Here is a 19102-nt window from a genome sequence, read left to right as displayed (position 1 = left end):
CCCGATGCCCGACGACCGCGACCCGGGGCCCGGCGGCGACCAGCCGCGGCGTACCCCCGACGGGTCAGCCGCGCCGGCGCAGGAACGTGACAGCCGCGCGGCGGCCCGTGCGCGCATCGCCCAGCAGCAGACCTGGGTCGACCTGCAGGTGCGCCGGGCGATGGAGCGCGGCGACTTCGACGACCTGCCCGGGCAGGGGCGCCCGATCGAGGGCCTCGAGGCCGAGCACGACCCCGACTGGTGGCTCAAGAGGCTCATCGAGCGCGAGCGACTGGTGGTGCTGCCGCCCAGCGTGCAGCTGCGCCGTGAGGACGCCGAGCTCGACGGCCGCCTCGACGCCATGGCCGCGGAGGCCGAGGTGCGCCGCGAGGTCGAGGAGTTCAACGCCCGGGTGATCGCCGCGCGCTACCGCCTGCCGGAGGGGCCGCCGCTGGTGACGATGCCCCGTGACGTGGACGAGACCGTGGCCGCCTGGCGGGAGCGTCGCGATGCCCGGCGGGCGGCGGCCCGGGCGGCCGCCGAGGCCGCACCGCCCCCACGGGCTCGTCGTCGCCGGTGGCGGCGGCGTGGGTGAGGGGCCGCACCTGTCCGCTGCGGTTTCATCAAGGGATGCCGGTCAACCTGCACTTCCCTAGGTGGGCACGCCACGGGAAGTGCAGGTTCGGCTGCATCCCTTGATGAAGCGACACACGAGCCCACCCGACGCACGGCCCCGCCCCGCTCCCATCCCCCACCGAGACATCCGTCATACCGGCCGGTCACATCGCGCTGCTAGGTTCCGCCGCATGCGCAGCGCCAAGGACTTCTTCCGCCCCCTCGCCGTGGGCGCACCCGAGCCCCTCCGAGAGATCCCGGCCCGGCCCAGCCGGGCGATCCACTTCTTCGACCCGAGCAACCCGAAGATGGCCGCGAAGATCCCCGACATGGTCGGCAGGGTCGACGTCCTCCTCGGCAACCTCGAAGACGCGATCAAGGCCGACAACAAGGTCGCCGCCCGCGAGGGCCTGGTGAAGATCGCCTCCGAGACCGACTTCGGGCCCACCCAGCTCTGGACCCGCATCAACGCCCTCGACAGCCCCTGGGTGCTCGACGACCTGACCACGCTGGTGCCGGCGATCGGCCACAAGCTCGACGTGATCATGGTGCCGAAGGTGCAGGGCGCCGAGGACATCCAGTACGTCGACCGGCTGCTCGCCCAGCTCGAGGCCAAGGCCGGCCTGGAGCGGCCGATCCTCGTGCACGCGATCCTCGAGACCGCCCGCGGGGTCGCCAACGTCGAGGAGATCTGCGGCGCGAGCCCGCGCATGCAGGGCCTCTCGCTCGGCCCGGCCGACCTGGCCGCGGACCGCCGGATGAAGACCACCCGGGTCGGCGGCGGCCACCCCGGCTACCTGGTCCGCCAGGACCCGCCGCTCAACGAGCTCGGCGTCGCCCAGATCGAGGCGCAGCGCTCGACCTTCCAGCAGGACCTGTGGCACTACACGATCGCCCGCATGGTCGACGCGTGCGCGATGCACGGCATCTACCCCTACTACGGGCCGTTCGGCGACATCGCCGACGTGGTGGCCTGCGAGGACCAGTTCCGCAACGCGTTCCTGCTCGGCTGCGTCGGCACCTGGAGCCTGCACCCCAAGCAGATCGCGATCGCCAACCGGGTGTTCAGCCCGAGCGTGGAGGACGTCAAGCACGCCCGACGGGTCGTGGAGGCGATGGGCGACGGCACCGGCGCGGTGATGCTCGACGGCAAGATGGAGGACGACGCCTCCCTCAAGCAGTGCCTGGTGATGGTCGAGCTGGCCGAGCAGCTGGCCGCGATCGACCCGGAGCTCAAGCAGCAGTACGACGCGATCCAGCTCGAGGGCGAGGAGGCCTGAGATGAGCCCGCAGACCAGCGACGAGAAGTTCACCCCGCTGCGCTCGGTCCTCTACATGCCCAGCTCGAACGAGCGGGCGCTGGAGAAGGCCAAGTCGATCCCGTGCGACGGGCTGATCCTCGACCTCGAGGACGCCGTCGCCCCCGACGCCAAGCCCGCGGCCCGGGAGGCCGCCTGCGCCGCGGCGGCGTCCGGCGAGTACGGCCGCCGCACGGTCACGATCCGCGTCAACGGCCTCGGCACCGAGTGGCACGACGCCGATCTCGCCGCCGCCGCCCAGGCCGGCCCGGCCGCGATCGTCGTCCCGAAGGTCAACAGCGCCGCCGAGGTGCAGCAGCTGGTCGCGGCGATGGAGAAGGCCGGCGCCCCCGACCACACCACGCTGTGGGCGATGGTCGAGACCCCGGTCGCGATCCTCGACGCGCTCGCGATCGCCCGGGCCTCCGAGCGGCTCTCCACGCTGGTGATGGGCACCAACGACCTGGTCAAGGAGCTGTACGCCGAGCACGTGCCGGGGCGCGCCCCGATCCTTCCGTCGCTGCACACCGCGCTGCTCGCGGCCCGGGCGGCCGGCATCGCGATCGTCGACGGCGTCTACAACGACGTGAAGAACCTCGAGGGGTTCCTCGCCGAGTGCCAGCAGGGCCGCGAGATGGGCTTCGACGGCAAGACGCTGATCCACCCCGGTCAGGTCGAGGGCGCCAACGAGGCGTTCGCGCCCTCGGAGCAGGCGGTCGCCGACGCCCGCGGTGTGCTGCAGGCGTGGGAGGACGGCCGGGGCTCCGGCGTGGTCACCTACAACGGCAAGATGGTCGAGAACCTCCACGTCGAGTCGGCCCAGCGGACGCTGAGCATCCACGAGGCGATCCTCGCGCTCCAGGGCTGACCTTCGGGAGCACTTCCCGGCCGGCGAGGTTTGCCGCGGCCACCTTTCGGCTACCCCTTGGCGGGGGTAGCACAGGGAGGAGGGAGCAAACATGGTGATCCTGGGAGTGATCCTGCTGATCATCGGCCTGATCGCGAACATCTCGATCCTCACCACGATCGGCCTGATCCTGGCCATCGTGGGGTTGATCTTGAACCTCGTGCCGATGGGCGGCAGCCGCCGCCGAGTCTTCTAGCGTCCTGACGCTGTCGTGAGGCCCCCGCCACCGGCGGGGGCCTCACTGCGTCGTGCTCACTCCTCGTCGCGGCGCAGCTGTGCGTCGAGCCACAGCTTCATGCTGCCGAGCATGCCGGCGGCGTCGTGCACCAGCTTGCCGACGGCGTCCTGGCCCTGCCGGAACGAGTCGGAGTAGCTGCGGGCCGCGGCCTTGGCGGCCTCGGAGACCGTCGCGTCGTCGTCGTCCTGGCGGCGGGGATAGTCGCCGGCGACGATCTTGGCGTAGTCGCCCGAGTCGACCCAGCGGCGCAGCTCGGCGGCCCGCACCACCAGGAACGGGTGGGAGCGGTTCTCGACCAGCAGCAGCTTGAGCACCGAGTCGCGCAGGTCGGCCTCGTCGTACTCCTGCCCCTGGGCGAAGAACGAGGTGGCGTCGAGATCGTCGAGGTGCCCGCCGCTGGCCAGCTTCATCGGCACCCGGAAGGCGGTGGCGGGGTCCTGGGTCGCAAGCAGGCCGGCGCGGTCGGCGGACAGCTCGGCCTTGCGCGACCACTCGTGCAGGGCGGCCATGATCGCGCGGAACCCGAGTCCGCCGACCGGCACCGACGCGAAGACGCCGCTGAGCTGCAGGAGCCTCTGGAGGAGGGTCTGGTAGACCGCGTGGCCGCTCATCGCGTGGCCGAGCTCGTGGGCGATGACGAACCGCAGCTCCTCCTCGTCGAGCAGGTCGACGAGACCGGAGTTGAGCACGATGAAGGGCTTGTTCATGCCGATCGTCAGCGCGCCCGGGACGGGGTTGGCGATGACGTACATCTCGGGCAGCTCGGGGGCGTCGAGGGTGCGGCCCACCTCGCCGAGGAGCCGGTGCAGACGCGCGAACTGGCGCTCGTCGACGCGGACCGCCGAACCGAGGTAGACCAGCCGCACCGCGCGCTCGTTGAACAGCCCGGACACCGCCTTGAGCAGTGAGTCGAAGCCCTTCAGCTTGCGCAGCGCCACCAGCGCGCCCTGGTCGGCGGGGTGCTCCCAGGCGCGGGAGCTGATGTCGGTGAGGGTGGCCCGGGACCGAGCCGGCTGCGTCGTCACGGGGTCACTCTCGCACGCGGGTCAACCGGAGCGCTGGGCCAGCATCGGCGCCCCGACGTCGGTCTCCTCCGGCACGTCGTCCTCGCCGTCGAACCGCGTGACGATCAGGATCGTCGCGACGACGAGCACGAGCACCACGAACGCGGCGACCACCCAGCTGGTGGGCAGGCGCCGCCGGTCGTCGCGAGGCTCCCCGGCGCTCACCGGGCCCCTCCCTCGACGGCCGGGGGAACGGCGTACGACGTGTGCATGGTCCGGTGGTACCCCGCGGCGCGGGGCTCTCACGCCTCACCGGTCACACCGGGCCAACGAAACTCTCGCTGGGCCAATGAAGGTCCATTGGTCCAGCGGCGGTTTCGCCGGTCGACCGGTGAAACCACGCCCGCGCTCACCCGCCCATCGGCAGCCGCACCCCCCGCTCGACCGCGACCTCGGCCGCCCGGTCGTAGCCGGCGTCGACGTGCCGGATCACGCCCATCGCGGGGTCGTTGGTGAGCACCCGCTCGATCTTCTCCGCGGCGAGAGCGCTGCCGTCGGCCACCACCACCTGGCCGGCGTGGATCGAGCGCCCGATGCCGACCCCGCCGCCGTGGTGGATCGAGACCCACGACGCTCCCGAGGCCGTGTTGACCAGCGCGTTGAGCAGCGGCCAGTCGGCGATCGCGTCGGAGCCGTCGAGCATGGCCTCGGTCTCGCGGTAGGGGGAGGCGACCGACCCGCAGTCGAGGTGGTCGCGGCCGATCACCACCGGGGCGGAGAGCTCGCCGGAGGCGACCATCTCGTTGAACCGCAGCCCGGCCCGGTGCCGCTCGCCGTAGCCCAGCCAGCAGATCCGCGCCGGCAGCCCCTGGAAGTGCACCCGCTCGCCGGCGAGGGTGATCCAGCGGCGCAGCTTCGCGTCGTCGGGGAACAGCTCGAGGATCGCCCGGTCGGTGGCGGCGATGTCGGCAGGGTCGCCGGAGAGGGCCGCCCACCGGAACGGTCCCTTGCCCTCGCAGAACAGCGGCCGGATGTAGGCCGGCACGAAGCCGGGGAAGGCGAAGGCCCGGTCGAAGCCGCCCTTGCGGGCCTCGTCGCGGATCGAGTTGCCGTAGTCGAAGACCTCGGCCCCGCGGTCCATCAGGTCGACCATCGCCCGCACGTGGGTCGCCATCGAGGCCCGGGCCCGCTCGGTGAACCCGGCCGGGTCGGCCTCCCGCTGGGCGGCCCAGTCGTCGAAGGCCACGCCCACCGGCAGGTAGGCGAGCGGGTCGTGGGCGGAGGTCTGGTCGGTCACGACGTCGACCGGCGCCCCCAGCTCGACCAGCCGGGGCAGCACCTCGGCGGCGTTGCCCAGCAGGCCGATCGAGAGCGGACGTCGCTGGTCGCGGGCCGAGACGGCGAGCTCGAGCGCCTCGTCGAGCGAGGCGGCCTCGGTGTCGAGGTAGCCGTGCTCGATGCGGCGCGCGATCCGCGTCGGGTCGCACTCGACGCAGATCACCACCCCGTCGTTCATCGTCACCGCGAGCGGCTGCGCCCCGCCCATGCCGCCGAGCCCCGCGGTCACCGTGATCGTGCCGGCCAGGCTCTCGCGCCCCAGCGAGGCGGCCACCGCGGCGAACGTCTCGTAGGTGCCCTGCAGGATGCCCTGGGTGCCGATGTAGATCCACGACCCGGCGGTCATCTGGCCGTACATCGTCAGCCCCAGCGACTCCAGCCGCCGGAACTCCTCCCAGGTGGCCCAGTCGCCGACCAGGTTCGAGTTCGCGATCAGCACCCGCGGCGCCCAGGCATGGGTGCGCAGCACCCCGACCGGCTTGCCCGACTGCACCAGCAGCGTCTCGTCGTCGGCCAGGTCGCGCAGCGCCGCACAGATCGCGTCGTACGCCGCCCAGCTGCGCGCCGCGCGCCCGGTGCCGCCGTAGACGACCAGGTCGTCGGGGCGTTCGGCCACCTCGGGGTCGAGGTTGTTCATCAGCATCCGCAGCGCCGCCTCGGTCTGCCACGAGCGTGCGGTCAGCTCGGTCCCCCGGGGTGCTCGCACCTCCCGGGCTCCCTTCGACCACTCTCGGCCCTGTCCCTCGGCTTCCATCAGTCCAGCCCTCCGATCTGCTCCTCGACCTCCCGCACAACCGCGCCCGTGCGCACCAGCTCCACGGCGATCTCGATCTCGGGCGACAGGTGCCGGTCCGGCCCTGGTCCGCCCACCCCGGCGGCCCGCAGCGCCGCCACCACCGCGGCGGTGCCGGGCGCCGGCTCCAGTGGCGCCCGGAGGTCGAGGGCCCGGGACGCGGTGAGCACCTCGATCGCCACCACCCGCGCCAGCCCGTCGACCGAGCGGCGCAGCTTGCGGGCGGCCGACCAGCCCATCGACACGTGGTCCTCCTGCATCGCGCTGGAGGGGATCGAGTCAACCGAGGCCGGGACCGCGAGCCGCTTGAGCTCGGAGACGATCGCCGCCTGGGTGTACTGGGCGATCATCAGACCGCTGTCGACGCCGGGGTCGTCGGCGAGGAACGGCGGCAGGCCGCGGCTGCGGAACTGGTCCAGGAACCGGTCGGTGCGCCGCTCACTCATCGAGGCGACGTCGGCGGCGGCGATCGCCAGGAAGTCGAGCACATAGCCGACGGGGGCCCCGTGGAAGTTGCCGTTGGACTCCACCCGACCCCGGTCGGCCCCCTCCCCGGGGTCGAGCAGCACCACCGGGTTGTCGACCGCGCTGGCCAGCTCCCGTCCGGCGACCGCCGCCGCGTGGTCGACGGTGTCGCGGGCGGCACCGTGCACCTGCGGGGCGCACCGCAGCGAGTAGGCGTCCTGCACCCGGTGGCAGTCCGGCCCGCGATGCGAGGCGACCACACCGGAGTCGGCCAGCAGCCGCACCAGGTTCGCGGCGGAACGCGCCTGCCCGGGGTGCGGCCGCAGCGCCTGCAGCTCGGCGGCGAACACCCGGTCGGTGCCGAGCTGGGCCTCCACCGACATGGCCGCGGCGACATCGGCGGTGCGCAGCAGCAGTCGCAGGTCCTCGAGCGCGAGCACCAGCATGCCGAGCATGCCGTCGGTGCCGTTGACCAGCGCCAGACCCTCCTTGGCCGCCAGCTCGACCGGGGCCAGCCCGGCTGCCTCGAGGGCCTCGGCGGCAGGCAGCAGGGTTCCGGTGGCGTCGCGCACCTCGCCCTCCCCGATCAGCGCCAGCGCGCAGTGCGACAACGGGGCCAGGTCTCCGGAGCAGCCCAGCGACCCGTGCTCGCGGACCACGGGGGTCAGCCCGTGGCTGAGCAGGTCGCCCAGACGCTGCGCGGTCTCGGGCCGGATGCCGGTGGCGCCGGTGGCCAGGGTCGAGAGCCGCAGCAGCATCAGCGCCCGCACCACCTCGCGCTCCACCTCCGACCCCGACCCGGCGGCGTGCGAGCGCACCAGCGAGCGCTGCAGGCGGGCCCGGTCCTCGATCGGGATGTGCCGGGAGGCCAGCGCGCCGAAGCCGGTGGACACGCCGTACGCCGGGGTGGGCCGCGCCGCGAGTCGCTCGACCACCGCGCGCCCCCGGGCCAGCGCCTGCCGCGCCTCGTCGGTGAGGCGCACCGCCCGGCCGTGCCGGGCCACCGCCACCACGTCCTCGGGGGTGACCGGCCCGACCCCGACCTCGATCTCGCCGTGGACCGTCTGCTCTGCCATCCCCCCATCCAAGCCCTCGCCGCGGGCCATCTCCAGCATCACGCCCCGGCGCTTCGTGGTCCAGATCACTATGTCTCGAGGGTGGGTCACGTCACTTCTGAGCCGGAGCGTCGTTGGTCCCCCGCATGACGTGGCTGGTTTGCGGCGGCTTCCGGGGGGGAAGTCTGCGGGCCGGCCACCTCGGGGGGCGGGTCATGGGGACCGGCCCGAAGACACCTTCAGCTAGGAGCAACACATGCGTCGCATCTCCCGGGTCACGGCTGCCTTCGCAGCGGCCATGACCACCCTCGCGCTCGCCGCACCGGCCGGCGCCGCCACCGCCTCGCCGGGCACAGGCGAGCGGCAGTCGCCCGGCGCCGAGCGGGCGGGGGCGACCGCCCTTCCGTCGCCGACCGCCCAGCGGCCTCGCCCGAGCCGGTTCGCGCTGAAGTCCTGGGGCTACGGCACCAAGATCTCCGGCGGCCAGGTCCCGGCAGAGTCCGGCTCCACCGCCCTGGCGGTGATCTCGTGCACCAACGAGACCGGCCTGCGCAAGCAGGAGGGCATCGCCACCGTCGAACTGCCCGGCGGCATCGTCAGCGTCAACGCCGCCGACACCAACGTGTGGACCGAGCGCAAGGGCAAGGAGGTGCACTCCTACTCCACCAGCAGGGTCGCCGGGGTCACCCTGTTCGAGTCCTCCCTCGGCAAGCTGTCGATCTCCGCGTTCTCCTCGCTGTCCCACGTCTGGCACGACGGCGACAAGTTCCGCGCAGAGACCAAGACCAGCCCGGCCGGGCTCACCTTCACCGACCCCAACGGTCAGGTGACCGAGTTTGAGCTCCCGCTCGAAGGTGCACCGCCGCTCGAGATCCCGGGCCTCGCCAAGGTCGAGCTCGGCCACGAGGTGTCGAAGGCCCGCCGGGACAGCGCCCGCGCCTACGCCAACGCCCTGAAGATCACCGTCATCCCGTCTGACACGGTGGTCACCCTGGCCCACTCCTCGGTCTCGATCAACGACGGCATCACCAACGGGCTGCTGGGCGGCCACGCCTACGGCATCGGCGCGGACGTGCTCAACGGCGTCGTCAAGGTCGGCCGCACCCCCAAGAAGATCCTCCCCTGCCGCGGCACCGACGGCACCGAGTCGGCCAAGTCGCTGGTCGGCCTCGGCCAGGTCGGCTCCGCGCTCAACGGCGTCCTCGAGGTCGGCGCGCTGACCGCCACCGTCAACGGCAAGCAGACCGCCAAGAAGACCTGGGGCTGGACCCGCGCCGAGCTCACCGACATCAACCTCGGCGACGGTCAGTTCATCCTGCGCGGCCTGAAGGTCCAGGCCAACGTCAGCCGCAACCGCGCCGGCAAGGTCGTCGCCAACGCCAAGGGCACCACGTTCGGCGAGATCGTGGTCGGCGGCGAGACGCAGTCGCTTCCCGACCCGGGCGCGCCGCCGCTGGAGATCCCCGGCCTGGCCAAGATCGAGTTCAACGTGGTGGAGAAGCCGCGCCGCAACATGGTCATCGTGACCGGGCTGCGGGTCACCCTGCTCGAGGCCGCCGGCGACGCCGCCGGAGTGGTGCTCAACATCGCCCAGGCCAGGGCCAAGATCGACCGGTCCGGCCTCTGATCGGCTGAACCACCCGCCCCTCCACCAGGGCAGCCCACGGGGGCGTCGCTAACGCGGCGCCCCCGTGGTGCGCGTCGGGGTCGCCGGTGGGTGTGGCTTCCGAGTCACTACGCGAGATGGGACCCGGGCAGGGGTGGTCCAGGCGCTTGACTGGCTGCCATGCCTTCGGTCGCGCCCACCACCACGACCGGTGCAGCCGCACCCGTGGGGGTGGCCCGGCGCTGGGGGATGCTGGCGGCCAGCACCGTGGCCCAGGCAGCGGCGGCGATCATGGCCCACGGGCCGGCGTTCCTGATCCCCACGCTGCACGAGCAAGCCGGGCTCTCGCTCGCGCAGGCGGGGCTCGTGGCGGCCTCGCCCACCATCGGGATCATGCTGACGCTCGTCGCCTGGGGCTGGGTGGCCGACCGACGAGGCGAACGGTTCACGCTGATCACCGGCCTGGTGGCGACCGCCCTCCTCGGCGCGCTGGCGACCCGGTCGAGCAGCCTCCCGTTGCTGGCCGTCGCGCTCGGCCTGGCCGGCGCTGCCGCGGCCAGCACCAACGCGGCCAGCGGCCGGGTCGTCGTGGGCTGGTTCCCGCCCGAGCGCCGGGGGCTGGCCATGGGCGTGCGCCAGATGGCCCAGCCCGTCGGCGTCGGCGTCGCGGCCATCACGATGGCGGTGCTCGCCGAGCGCAGCAGCCCCCAGACCGCCCTGTGGGTGCCGGCGATCGCCTGCGCTGCCGCAGCGCTCACGGTCGCGCTCGTGGTCCTCGACCCTCCGCGCCCCGAACGCACGGAGGCGGCCGCCGTGACAAACCCCTACCGTCGCGACCGGTTCCTCCCCCGGGTGCACGGCGTCTCGGTGCTGCTCGTGGTCCCGCAGTTCGTGGTGTGGACCTTCGCGCTCGCCTGGCTGGTCTCCGAGCGGGGCTGGTCGGCTGCCGCGGCCGGCACCCTGGTCGCGGTCGCGCAGATCGGCGGCGCCCTCGGCCGGATCGCCGCCGGCCACCTCTCCGACGTGGTGGCCAGCCGGATGCGGCCGCTGCGCTGGGTGGCGCTCGCGGCCGCGGCGGCGATGGCCGCGCTCGGGTTGAGCGCCGGGCTCGAGCTCGCGGTCGCCGTCCCGCTGATAGTGCTCGCGACGGTGCTGACCGTCGCCGACAACGGGCTCGCCTTCACCGCGGTGGCCGAGCGGGCCGGCCCGTTCTGGTCCGGGCGCGCCCTCGGGATCCAGAACACCGCACAGTTCCTCACCGCCTCGGCCGTGCCTCCGGTCGCCGGCCTGGCCATCGCCGAGCTCGGCTACGCCGCCGCGTTCGCGCTGGCCGCGCTGTTCCCCGTCCTGGCCAGTCCGCTGGTCCCGGTGCGCGAGGAGCGTCCCGTCGACTGACCGCGGCGAGCGGCGACGGCGGGTGAACCGCGCCGCCACGGGGTACCGGCGTCCACGTAGGGGGATCGCCGACACCGAGGAGTGGTCATGGACGTCGTGGACGTCGTCATCTGGATCGTCGTCGGGCTCGTGCTGGTCGCCCTCGTGGCCGGCCTCGTGCTCGTGATGCGCAAGCGCAAGCAGGAGCGGCAGGCCCGCGACCACGCCCGGGCGCAGGAGCTGCGCCGCGAGGCCGCGGCCCAGACCCCGCAGGTGACCCAGTCGCAGCTGGAGGCGCGCGAGGCCGCTGCCCAGGCCGATCTCGCTCGCGCCGAGGCCGAGCGTGCCGAGCGCCGGGCGGCCGAGGCGAAGCAGGGCCTGCGGGTCGAGGAGGCCCGGCAGGAGGACGCGATCCGGGAGGCCGACCGGCTCGACCCTCACGTCGACCACCGTGCCGACGACTACCAGCCCGGCGCGACCGGTGCCCCCACCGACACCCCCGAGGCCGATCGGACCGACATCACCGCCGACTCCGGCACGACCTCCACCGAGACGAACGTCGCCGCGCCCCCGGCGCCCCGGTCCGCACCGGCCGACGACCAGGTCGACGAGCCGGCCGGCGGCAAGCACCGCGGCGCGCTCTGAGCCGACCTGCGTTCGGGTTGACCCGGACGGACCGACCTCCGCCGCGCCGTTCCGGGCGCAATCGCGCCGCAACGCACGGGCTCCCGCCACAACCCGGTGCGATCCCGCGCAATTGCGGAACTCCCGCGACAGGCACGAGAACATCGGTCACCATGCTCCGGTGACGACGCTGCGTCTGCTGCCCCCTCCGGTCTCCTGACCGGAGCCGCCCACGGCCCGCCGACCCGGCGGGCCGTTCGGCGTGCTCCTGCGACGACCCCGCCCACCCCGGTCCCAGGAGCCCCGCATGTCCAGCTCGTCCCGCTCGTCCCTGCCCACCTCCTCCGTCGACGTGGCGGCCACCGTTCGCGACGATGTCCGACGGGCCCGTCTCGGTCTGCTCCAGATCTGTGCCGCCGGCGCCCTGTGGGGCACCGGCGGGCTCGCGGTCTCGCTGCTGCAGGAGCTCAGCTCGATGTCGGTGCTCACGGTCAGCACCTATCGGCTGGCGATCGCCTCGGCGGTCCTGCTCGTCGCGCTCGTGATCGGCCGCCGGCTGCCGGAGCTGCCACGACTGGTGCGCGAGCGGCCCCGCGAGGTGCTGCTGGTCGGCGCCAGCACGGCGACCTACCAGGTGCTCTACTTCGCCGCCGTGGTCCTGGCCGGGGTCACCGTCGCCACCGTCGTGAGTCTGGCCCTGGCGCCGCTGCTGCTGACGGTCGTCGACGCCGTCCGCGACCGGCGGTCGCCACGTCCGTCGACACTCGTCGTGCTGGCCTGCGCCCTGACCGGGCTGGTCCTGGTCAGCCTCTCGGCCGGCGCGACCGGCACCGGGCCGCGCCCGACGCTCGGGATCCTCGCCGCGGTCGGCTCCGGCACGGCGTACGCCCTGACCACCGCTCGCGGCCACGCGCTCTCGCAGCGAGCCGGGCCGCTGGCCATCACCACCGCCACCACCTCGGTCGGTGCCGTGGTGCTCCTCCCGCTCGGCCTGGCCGCGGGGCTGTCCGGCAGCCCGCTGGTCTCCGCCGAGCCCGAGGCCTGGGCGATCCTCGGCTACCTCGGCGTGCTGACGATGGCGCTGCCCTACGGCCTGCTCTACGCAGGTCTCCGCACCACCCCGGGCAGCGCCGCGGTCGTCGCCACGCTGCTCGAGCCGGTGACCGCCGCGCTGCTCGCCGCGGCGATCCTGGGCGAGCGCGTGGGACCGCTCGGGCTGCTGGGGGCGCTGCTGATCCTGGCCGCGGTGGGCGGCGTGCACCGCCGGCCCAGCCTGGACGCCGTACCCCCCGGCTGATCCGCTCGTTGCACCTCTCGACAAGAACCTGAGTGTGTGTCAGGTTCGTGCGCACGCGCTCCCCGGGAGGTCCCATGCCAGCCGCCACACCAGCCGCCGACCCCGCAGCCTCCGACACCGCACCCCGCGGTGCCGCCCGCCGGCGTCTGGTCTGGTCCGGCGCGGTGGCGGCCCTGGTCATCTCCGGGGCCGTGGTCGTGCCCTCCTACGGCGACGACGACCGGTCGGGGTCGCTGGTGCAGCGCTACCGCGCCGAACAGGTCGCCACGGCGGCGGCGCAGACGGCAGGGCAGCCGGGCGACTCGCCCCACGTCGACCCGCCCGGCAGCGCCCCCCACGTGCACGACGACCCCGCCACCAAGAACGCGATCTCGCGGGCCGGCGAGATCGGCGAGGACACCCAGGACCCCACCACCGCCGAAGAGGCCGCGGCCGCCACGGCCTACGTCGCCGGCCAGCGGGACCTCGCCGACCCCGCTCTGACCACCGCGCCCGCCGGCCCGCCGCGACCGAAGGTCCCGGCCGACCGCTACGCCCTGGCCAACGCCTGCTACGGCCTGGCCGGTGAGCCGGTCTTCTTCAAGCCGACCGCCCTGGGCGTCTACCTCCTCCACGACGCCGACGGCAGGCTCGTGGTGGCCGGCGGCGAGCGGGCGGCGAAGCCGAGCCCGGCGGCCGAGTGGACCGCACGCTACCGCGGTGGGCGGTTCACCTTCCGCAACGGCGGCGAGCCGCTCGCCCTCGACGGCGAGAGCCGGTTCGAGCTGCGCCGCACTGGCGGCTGCACCCCCTACCCGGAGTCGCAGATCGACATCGCCGGCAAGCCCCACGCCGGGGTCTCGCCCTTCCAGGAGGTGCGCGGCTTCGTCGACGCCCACACCCACGGCATGGCCTTCGAGTTCCTCGGCGGCGAGGCGCACTGCGGCCGCCCCTGGCACAAGTACGGCGCGCCGTACGCCCTGGTCGACTGCGAGGACCACACCGCCACCGGCGGCTACGGCGCGGTGCTGGAGGCGGTGCTCTCCGGCGAGCCCTCGCACGACCCGGTCGGCTGGCCCACGTTCAAGGACTGGCCGGCCCCGGAGAGCCTCACCCACGAGGGCACCTACTGGCGCTGGCTCGAGCGGGCCTGGCGCGGCGGCCAGCGGCTGTTCGTGAACCTGCTGGTCGAGAACAACCAGCTGTGCCAGCTCTATCCCTTCAGGCGCAACTCCTGCGACGACATGGACGCCGTCCGGCTGCAGGCGAAGGACATGTACGAGCTGCAGGACTACATCGACGCCCAGTTCGGCGGTCCCGGCCGCGGCTTCTACCGCATCGTCACCGACCCGTGGCAGGCCCGCGAGGTGATCAACGCCGGCCAGATGGCCGTGGTCATGGGCATCGAGACCAGCGTGCCGTTCGGCTGCACGATGAAGCTCGACATCCCCCAGTGCAACGCGGCGGACATCTCCCGCCAGCTCGACGAGGTGCACGACCTGGGCGTGCGCCAGATGGAGCTGGTCAACAAGTTCGACAACGCGCTGTCCGGCGTCGCCGGCGACGAGGGCGCGACCGGCATCGCGGTCAACCTGGCCAACTTCCTCGAGACCGCCTCGTTCTGGGACATGCGGCACTGCGAGCCCGCCGACGGCGAGTCGCACGACAAGAACCAGGTGCTCGCCGCTCCCGAGATCGGCGCCGACCAGCAGGACGCGCTGTTCGGCGCGGTCGCCGACCTCGCCTTCGACACGCTCAACCTGCCGGCGCTGCCGCTCTACGCCCGGCCCAACCACTGCAACAGCCGGGGCCTGACCACGCTCGGCGAGCACACGATCGACGAGCTGGTCGAGCGCAAGATGCTCTTCGACCCCGACCACATGAGCGTCAAGGCCCGCAACGCCGCCCTCGACCAGCTCGAGGAGATCGGCTACCCCGGCGTGCTGTCCAGCCACTCCTGGTCCACCCCCGACGCCTACCCGCGCATCTACGAGCTCGGCGGCTTCGTGGCGCCGTACGCCGGCGACTCGACCGGCTTCGTCGAGAAGTGGCGCCGCCACCTGGGCTGGGCCGACGAGCGCTTCTACTTCGGCTTCGGCTTCGGCGCCGACATCAACGGCCTCGGCGCCCAGGGCGACCCGCGCGGCGCCGACGTGGCCAACCCGGTCACCTACCCCTTCACCGGGCTCGGCGGGGTCACCGTGAAGCAGCAGCGGGCCGGCGAGCGGGTCTACGACCTCAACGTCGACGGCGTCGCCCAGTACGGCCTCTACCCCGACTGGGTCGAAGACCTGCGCATGGTCGCGGGCGGCCCCGGCAGCGCCGAGGGCGAGGCGATCGTCGACGACATGGCCCGCGGCGCCGAGGCCTACCTGCAGACCTGGGAGCGCGCCGAGGGCATCGCCCCCGACTCCTGCCGCAACCCCGACCTGCGGATGCCGGTGCGCGAGGTGCGCTCCCTGGTGCGGCCGGGCATGACGCAACGCGAGGTCATGGTCGCCGTCGGCCAGCCCTACCAGCGGCTGGGCACGGCGTACGACGTGTGCGCGCGCGGCGCGGGCGGGCGCGAGGTGCACCTGAGCATCGAGCTGTCGCGGGCCGGCGTGGTCGAGGGCGTCCGGCGCGGCTGAATGGGGCGGAGCGATCCGCCGGTGAGCGGGGCGTGGACCGAAAGTTACCCACAGGTAGTATGCATGTCACTCTGTTCAGGTCCTGACCTGCCACGCTGCGACCAATAGGCTCGCCGCGCTGGAACCCCACCGCCAGCCAGGAGGAGCCACCAGGCATGGAGCCCATGCAGATCGTCGCCATCGTCGTCTCGTTGGCGTTCAGCGCCGTCGGCCTGACGCTGTTCACCCGGATGATCACGCACATCGTGCGCACGATCCGGGTCGGCCAGCCGGCGCCCGGCCGCCTCGACAACCCGGGCTCACGCGCCGTAGTGCTGGCCAAGGAGATGCTGCTCCACACCCGGATGCTGCAGTGGACCAAGGTGGGCGTTGCCCACTGGGTGATCATGGTCGGCTTCGGCCTGCTGTTCGCCACGCTGGTCAACGCCTACGGCCAGCTCTTCGACGCCCACTTCATCCTGCCGGTCATCGGCCACTTCCCGCCGTTCGAGTGGCTCACCGAGGCCTTCGCGGTGACGATGATCTGGGCGATCGTGCCGTTCATGGTCTACCGGGCCACGCGCCCCAAGGACCGGGTTCGGGGCGAGTCCGGGCGGCTCTACGGCTCCAAGATGTGGCAGGGCTACTTCGTCGAGTGGGTCATCCTCACCGTCGGCCTGTGCATCCTGGCGCTGCGCTTCTTCGAGTACGCCTTGGCAGACGAGAAGTACCAGTCGGCTCTGCACTTCCCGTTCACGTTCTTCGTCGGCGAGCTGTTCGTCGACGTCTCCCCCGGCACGCTGGAGAACCTGATCTGGCTGGTCGCGATGCTCAAGATCGCGATCTCGATGACCTGGATGATCGTGCTCGGCCGCAACGCGACGATGGGCGTGGCCTGGCACCGCTTCACCGCACCGTTCAACGTGTTCCTCAAGCGCGACGCCGACGGTCGCACCGCGCTGGGCGCGATGAAGCCGCTCACCTCGAACGGCAAGGCGCTCACCCTCGACGACATCGACGACCTCGACGAGGACGCCACGCTCGGTGTCGGCAGCGTCGAGGACTTCAGCTGGAAGGGCCTCCTCGACTTCACCACCTGCACCGAGTGCGGCCGCTGTCAGTCGCAGTGTCCCGCCTGGAACACCGACAAGCCGCTCTCGCCGAAGCTCTTGATCACAAACCTGCGCAACCACGCCTACGCGAAGGCGCCCTACCTCCAGGCCTCCGAGGACGCCCGCCCGGCACTGCTGGAGGGCAACACCGCGCTCGCCACCGAGGTCGAGCGGCCGCTGGTCGGCGACACCGAGGGCTGGGCCTGGATGCCCGAGGGCGGCGCGGTCATCGACACCGACGTGCTGTGGTCGTGCACCTCCTGCGGCGCCTGCGTCCAGCAGTGCCCGGTCGACATCGAGCACGTCGACCACATCATGGACATGCGCCGCTACCAGGTGCTGGTCGAGTCGAACTTCCCGGCCGAGCTGAACCAGCTGTTCAAGGGCTTGGAGAACAAGGGCAACCCCTGGAACATGTCGCCGAACGCCCGGCTCGACTGGGCCAAGGGGCTCGACTTCGAGGTCAAGGTGGTCGGCGAGACCATCGAGTCGCTCGACGAGGTCGACTGGCTGTTCTGGGTCGGCTGCGCCGGCGCCTACGAGGACCGGGCGAAGAAGACCACCCGCGCGGTGGCGGAGCTGCTTGACATCGCCGGCGTCTCCTTCGGCGTGCTCGGCAACGGCGAGACCTGCACCGGCGACCCGGCCCGTCGCGCCGGCAACGAGTTCGTCTTCCAGGGCCTGGCCCAGCAGAACGTCGAGGTCTTCAAGGAGCACAAGGTCAAGAAGGTCGTCTCGACCTGCGCCCACTGCTTCAACACGCTCAAGAACGAGTACCGCGAGTTCGGCATCGAGCTCGAGGTCGTGCACCACACCCAGCTGCTGAACCGACTCGTCCGCGAGGGGAAGCTCACCCCGGTCAAGGAGGGCGCGGGCGCGGCGAAGCGCACGATCACCTACCACGACCCGTGCTACATCGGCCGCCACAACGGCGTCTACACCCCGCCGCGCGAGCTGCTGCAGGTGCTGCCGGGGGCGGAGTACGCCGAGATGGAGCGCCACTCCGAGCGCTCGTTCTGCTGCGGCGCCGGCGGTGCCCGGATGTGGATGGAGGAGAACCTCGGCGAGCGGATCAACGTCAACCGCACCAAGGAGGCCGTCGCCACCGGCGCCGACCAGATCGCGGTCGGCTGCCCGTTCTGCCGGGTGATGCTCTCCGACGGGCTCACCGCCCAGCAGGCCAAGGGCGAGGCCCGCGAGGAGGTCGAGGTCCTCGACGTCGCGCAGATGCTGCTCGCCTCGGTCAAGGGTGAGAGCGCGACCAAGCTGCAGCCCGGCGCCGGCGCGGCCGCCGCCGCGTCCGACGTGGCCACCAAGGCCGAGCCGGAGGCGGGCGACGCCACCCAGAGCCGCGACACGGTCACCGCGACCGAGGACGCCGGCCCGCTCGCGAAGGCCAGCGGCGGCTCATCGCTGTTCGACACCCCCGTCGAGGAGACCGTCGCCGACGACGCGGCCGAGAAGAGCCCGGTCACCGAGGTCGAGGGCGAGCCGGCTGCCGAGCCGGCCACCGACACCGCGACCGCCAAGCAGTCCGGCGGGTCGCTGTTCGACCTGGGCGGCGAGCCGGAGCCCGCCGCCGCACCGGCGAAGCAGGAGCACGACCTCGGCTCGAGCGGCTCCCTGTTCGACGTCGGTGCCGACCAGCCGGCCGAGGAGCCGGCCGCCCCCGCGGCGAAGACCGAGGCCGCTCCCGCCGCCGAGGCGAAGACCGAGGCACCGGATCAGGCGCCCGAGCTGGGCGCCGGCGGGTCGCTGTTCGACCTCGCCGCCCCCGAGCCGGCTGCCGAGCCCGCTGCCGCACCGCAGCCGGCTGCCGACGAGGCGCCGGCTGCGAAGCCGGACCAGGCCGAGGCCCCGGCCCCCTCGGCTCCGTCGGCTCCGTCGGTCACGTCCGCTCCGTCCGCAGCTCCGGCCGCGGAGATCCCCGAGGGCGGGTCGCTGTTCGACATCGCCGCTCCCGAGCCGGCAGCGCCCAGCGCCCCGGCCGCCGAGCCGGCAGCCCCGGAGGACCCTGCCTCGTCAGCAGTCGAGGAGCCCGAGCCCACCACGGCCGAGCCTCCGACGACCGACGAGGCACCGGCCGCCGCTCCGGTGGCGGCCTCCCCGGCACCGGCGACCGAGATCCCCGAGGGCGGGTCGCTGTTCGACATCGCCGCCCCCGAGCCCGCATCGGCCCCGCCGGCGCCCGCTCAGCCCGAGCCGGCGGCCGCCGAGCCGGAGCCGGAGCCCGTGTCGTCGGACAAGGCCGAGCCGGCGGAGGCTGCTGCTTCCGCCGACCCGCCCGCTGCACCCAGCGGCGAGGAGGTCACCGCGGCCGCCACCGCGGCGGCGGCGTCGGCGCCCACCGCCGAGCCGGACCCAGCGGCCGAGCCGTCGTCCGCGACCGACGCCGAGCCCGACCCGGTGCACGCGGAGGCGGCCGAGGCCGGCGAGCAGCCGGTCGAGCCGGCCGCGGAGGCTCCGGCCGAGGAGAAGCCGGGGCCGGCCGCCGGCGGCGGCGAGGCCCACCAGCCGCGCACCGACGTCGAGATCGGCGAGGGCTCCCTCTTCGACCTCTGACCCGACCGCCATCCCTTCGCGGGGCCCCACTGCTCGGCAGTGGGGCCCCTCGTCGTTCCCCACCGACTTCCCACGCGTTGCACGCACTCCCACGCGCTGCACAACGCGTGAGAAGTGTCGGGATCGCCGGATATCCGGTGACTCCGACACTGCTGGCCAGCCGGCCGGTCCGCTCCTCACGTCTGCGTCGTCAGCGGACGCGGATCACCACCGGAACGTGAGGAGCGAGCAGGGGTTCCGCCGAGGT

14 protein-coding genes are annotated in these 19102 nt (G+C 73.1%); 10 read left to right on the top strand and 4 right to left on the bottom strand.

Annotation, left to right across the window (positions count from 1 at the left end; translation table 11 throughout):
* Positions 1-4: 4 nt before the first annotated feature.
* The 4 genes from D6B71_RS09685 to D6B71_RS22695 all read left to right on the top strand — a co-directional run bounded on the left by D6B71_RS09685 (position 5) and on the right by D6B71_RS22695 (position 2995).
* Positions 5-574: a DnaJ family domain-containing protein gene (locus D6B71_RS09685; RefSeq protein ID WP_121254411.1), complete on the top strand. Its 570-nt coding sequence runs from the start codon at positions 5-7 to the stop codon at positions 572-574.
* A gap of 211 nt (positions 575-785) precedes the next feature.
* A complete protein-coding gene (locus tag D6B71_RS09680; RefSeq protein WP_121254409.1) occupies positions 786-1874 on the top strand; it encodes an HpcH/HpaI aldolase/citrate lyase family protein in 1089 nt (362 codons plus the stop codon).
* Position 1875: 1 nt separating this feature from the next.
* Entirely contained in the window at positions 1876-2760 is an 885-nt protein-coding gene (locus tag D6B71_RS09675; protein WP_121254406.1) for an HpcH/HpaI aldolase/citrate lyase family protein, read from the top strand.
* 91 nt (positions 2761-2851) lie between these two features.
* Entirely contained in the window at positions 2852-2995 is a 144-nt protein-coding gene (locus tag D6B71_RS22695; protein ID WP_164519595.1) for a hypothetical protein, read from the top strand.
* 56 nt (positions 2996-3051) lie between these two features.
* On the opposite strand, the gene D6B71_RS09670 is transcribed toward D6B71_RS22695, so the two are convergent.
* The 4 genes from D6B71_RS09670 to hutH all read right to left on the bottom strand — a co-directional run bounded on the left by D6B71_RS09670 (position 3052) and on the right by hutH (position 7713).
* On the bottom strand, positions 3052-4062 hold the full coding sequence (locus tag D6B71_RS09670; RefSeq protein WP_121254404.1) for a M48 family metallopeptidase: 1011 nt from the start codon (positions 4060-4062) through the stop codon (positions 3052-3054).
* A gap of 21 nt (positions 4063-4083) precedes the next feature.
* A complete protein-coding gene (locus tag D6B71_RS09665) occupies positions 4084-4266 on the bottom strand; it encodes a hypothetical protein (protein WP_121254402.1) in 183 nt (60 codons plus the stop codon).
* 184 nt (positions 4267-4450) lie between these two features.
* Positions 4451-6133 carry a urocanate hydratase gene (gene hutU / locus D6B71_RS09660; RefSeq protein ID WP_121254400.1) on the bottom strand — a complete coding sequence of 561 codons (1683 nt, stop codon included), beginning with the start codon at positions 6131-6133 and terminating at the stop codon, positions 4451-4453.
* Entirely contained in the window at positions 6133-7713 is a 1581-nt protein-coding gene (hutH, locus tag D6B71_RS09655; RefSeq protein WP_121254479.1) for a histidine ammonia-lyase, read from the bottom strand. The genes hutU and hutH overlap by 1 nt, the downstream gene beginning before the upstream one ends.
* 235 nt (positions 7714-7948) lie before the next feature.
* On the opposite strand from hutH, the gene D6B71_RS09650 reads away from it, so the two are divergent.
* The 6 genes from D6B71_RS09650 to D6B71_RS09625 all read left to right on the top strand — a co-directional run bounded on the left by D6B71_RS09650 (position 7949) and on the right by D6B71_RS09625 (position 18855).
* Complete coding sequence (locus D6B71_RS09650; RefSeq protein WP_121254398.1) at positions 7949-9319, top strand: choice-of-anchor P family protein; 1371 nt, start codon at positions 7949-7951, stop codon at positions 9317-9319.
* A gap of 159 nt (positions 9320-9478) precedes the next feature.
* Positions 9479-10693: an MFS transporter gene (locus tag D6B71_RS09645; protein ID WP_206051648.1), complete on the top strand. Its 1215-nt coding sequence runs from the start codon at positions 9479-9481 to the stop codon at positions 10691-10693.
* A gap of 87 nt (positions 10694-10780) precedes the next feature.
* Entirely contained in the window at positions 10781-11317 is a 537-nt protein-coding gene (locus tag D6B71_RS22690; protein WP_121254396.1) for a hypothetical protein, read from the top strand.
* 286 nt (positions 11318-11603) lie between these two features.
* Positions 11604-12593: a DMT family transporter gene (locus tag D6B71_RS09635; protein WP_121254394.1), complete on the top strand. Its 990-nt coding sequence runs from the start codon at positions 11604-11606 to the stop codon at positions 12591-12593.
* Positions 12594-12667: 74 nt separating this feature from the next.
* The gene (locus tag D6B71_RS09630) at positions 12668-15202 is read left to right on the top strand and encodes a peptidase (RefSeq protein ID WP_121254392.1); all 2535 of its coding nucleotides are present in this window, start codon (positions 12668-12670) and stop codon (positions 15200-15202) included.
* 155 nt (positions 15203-15357) lie between these two features.
* Positions 15358-18855, top strand: coding sequence for a (Fe-S)-binding protein (locus D6B71_RS09625; protein ID WP_338036793.1), 3498 nt, complete (start codon positions 15358-15360; stop codon positions 18853-18855).
* Positions 18856-19102: the final 247 nt, after the last annotated feature.

Origin of the sequence: Nocardioides ferulae, assembly GCF_003660455.1 — a bacterium.
In the GTDB taxonomy this organism is placed as follows: domain Bacteria; phylum Actinomycetota; class Actinomycetes; order Propionibacteriales; family Nocardioidaceae; genus Nocardioides; species Nocardioides ferulae.
Note: the sequence above shows the minus strand (reverse complement) of the source record. Positions and strands in the feature narration are given on the sequence as shown.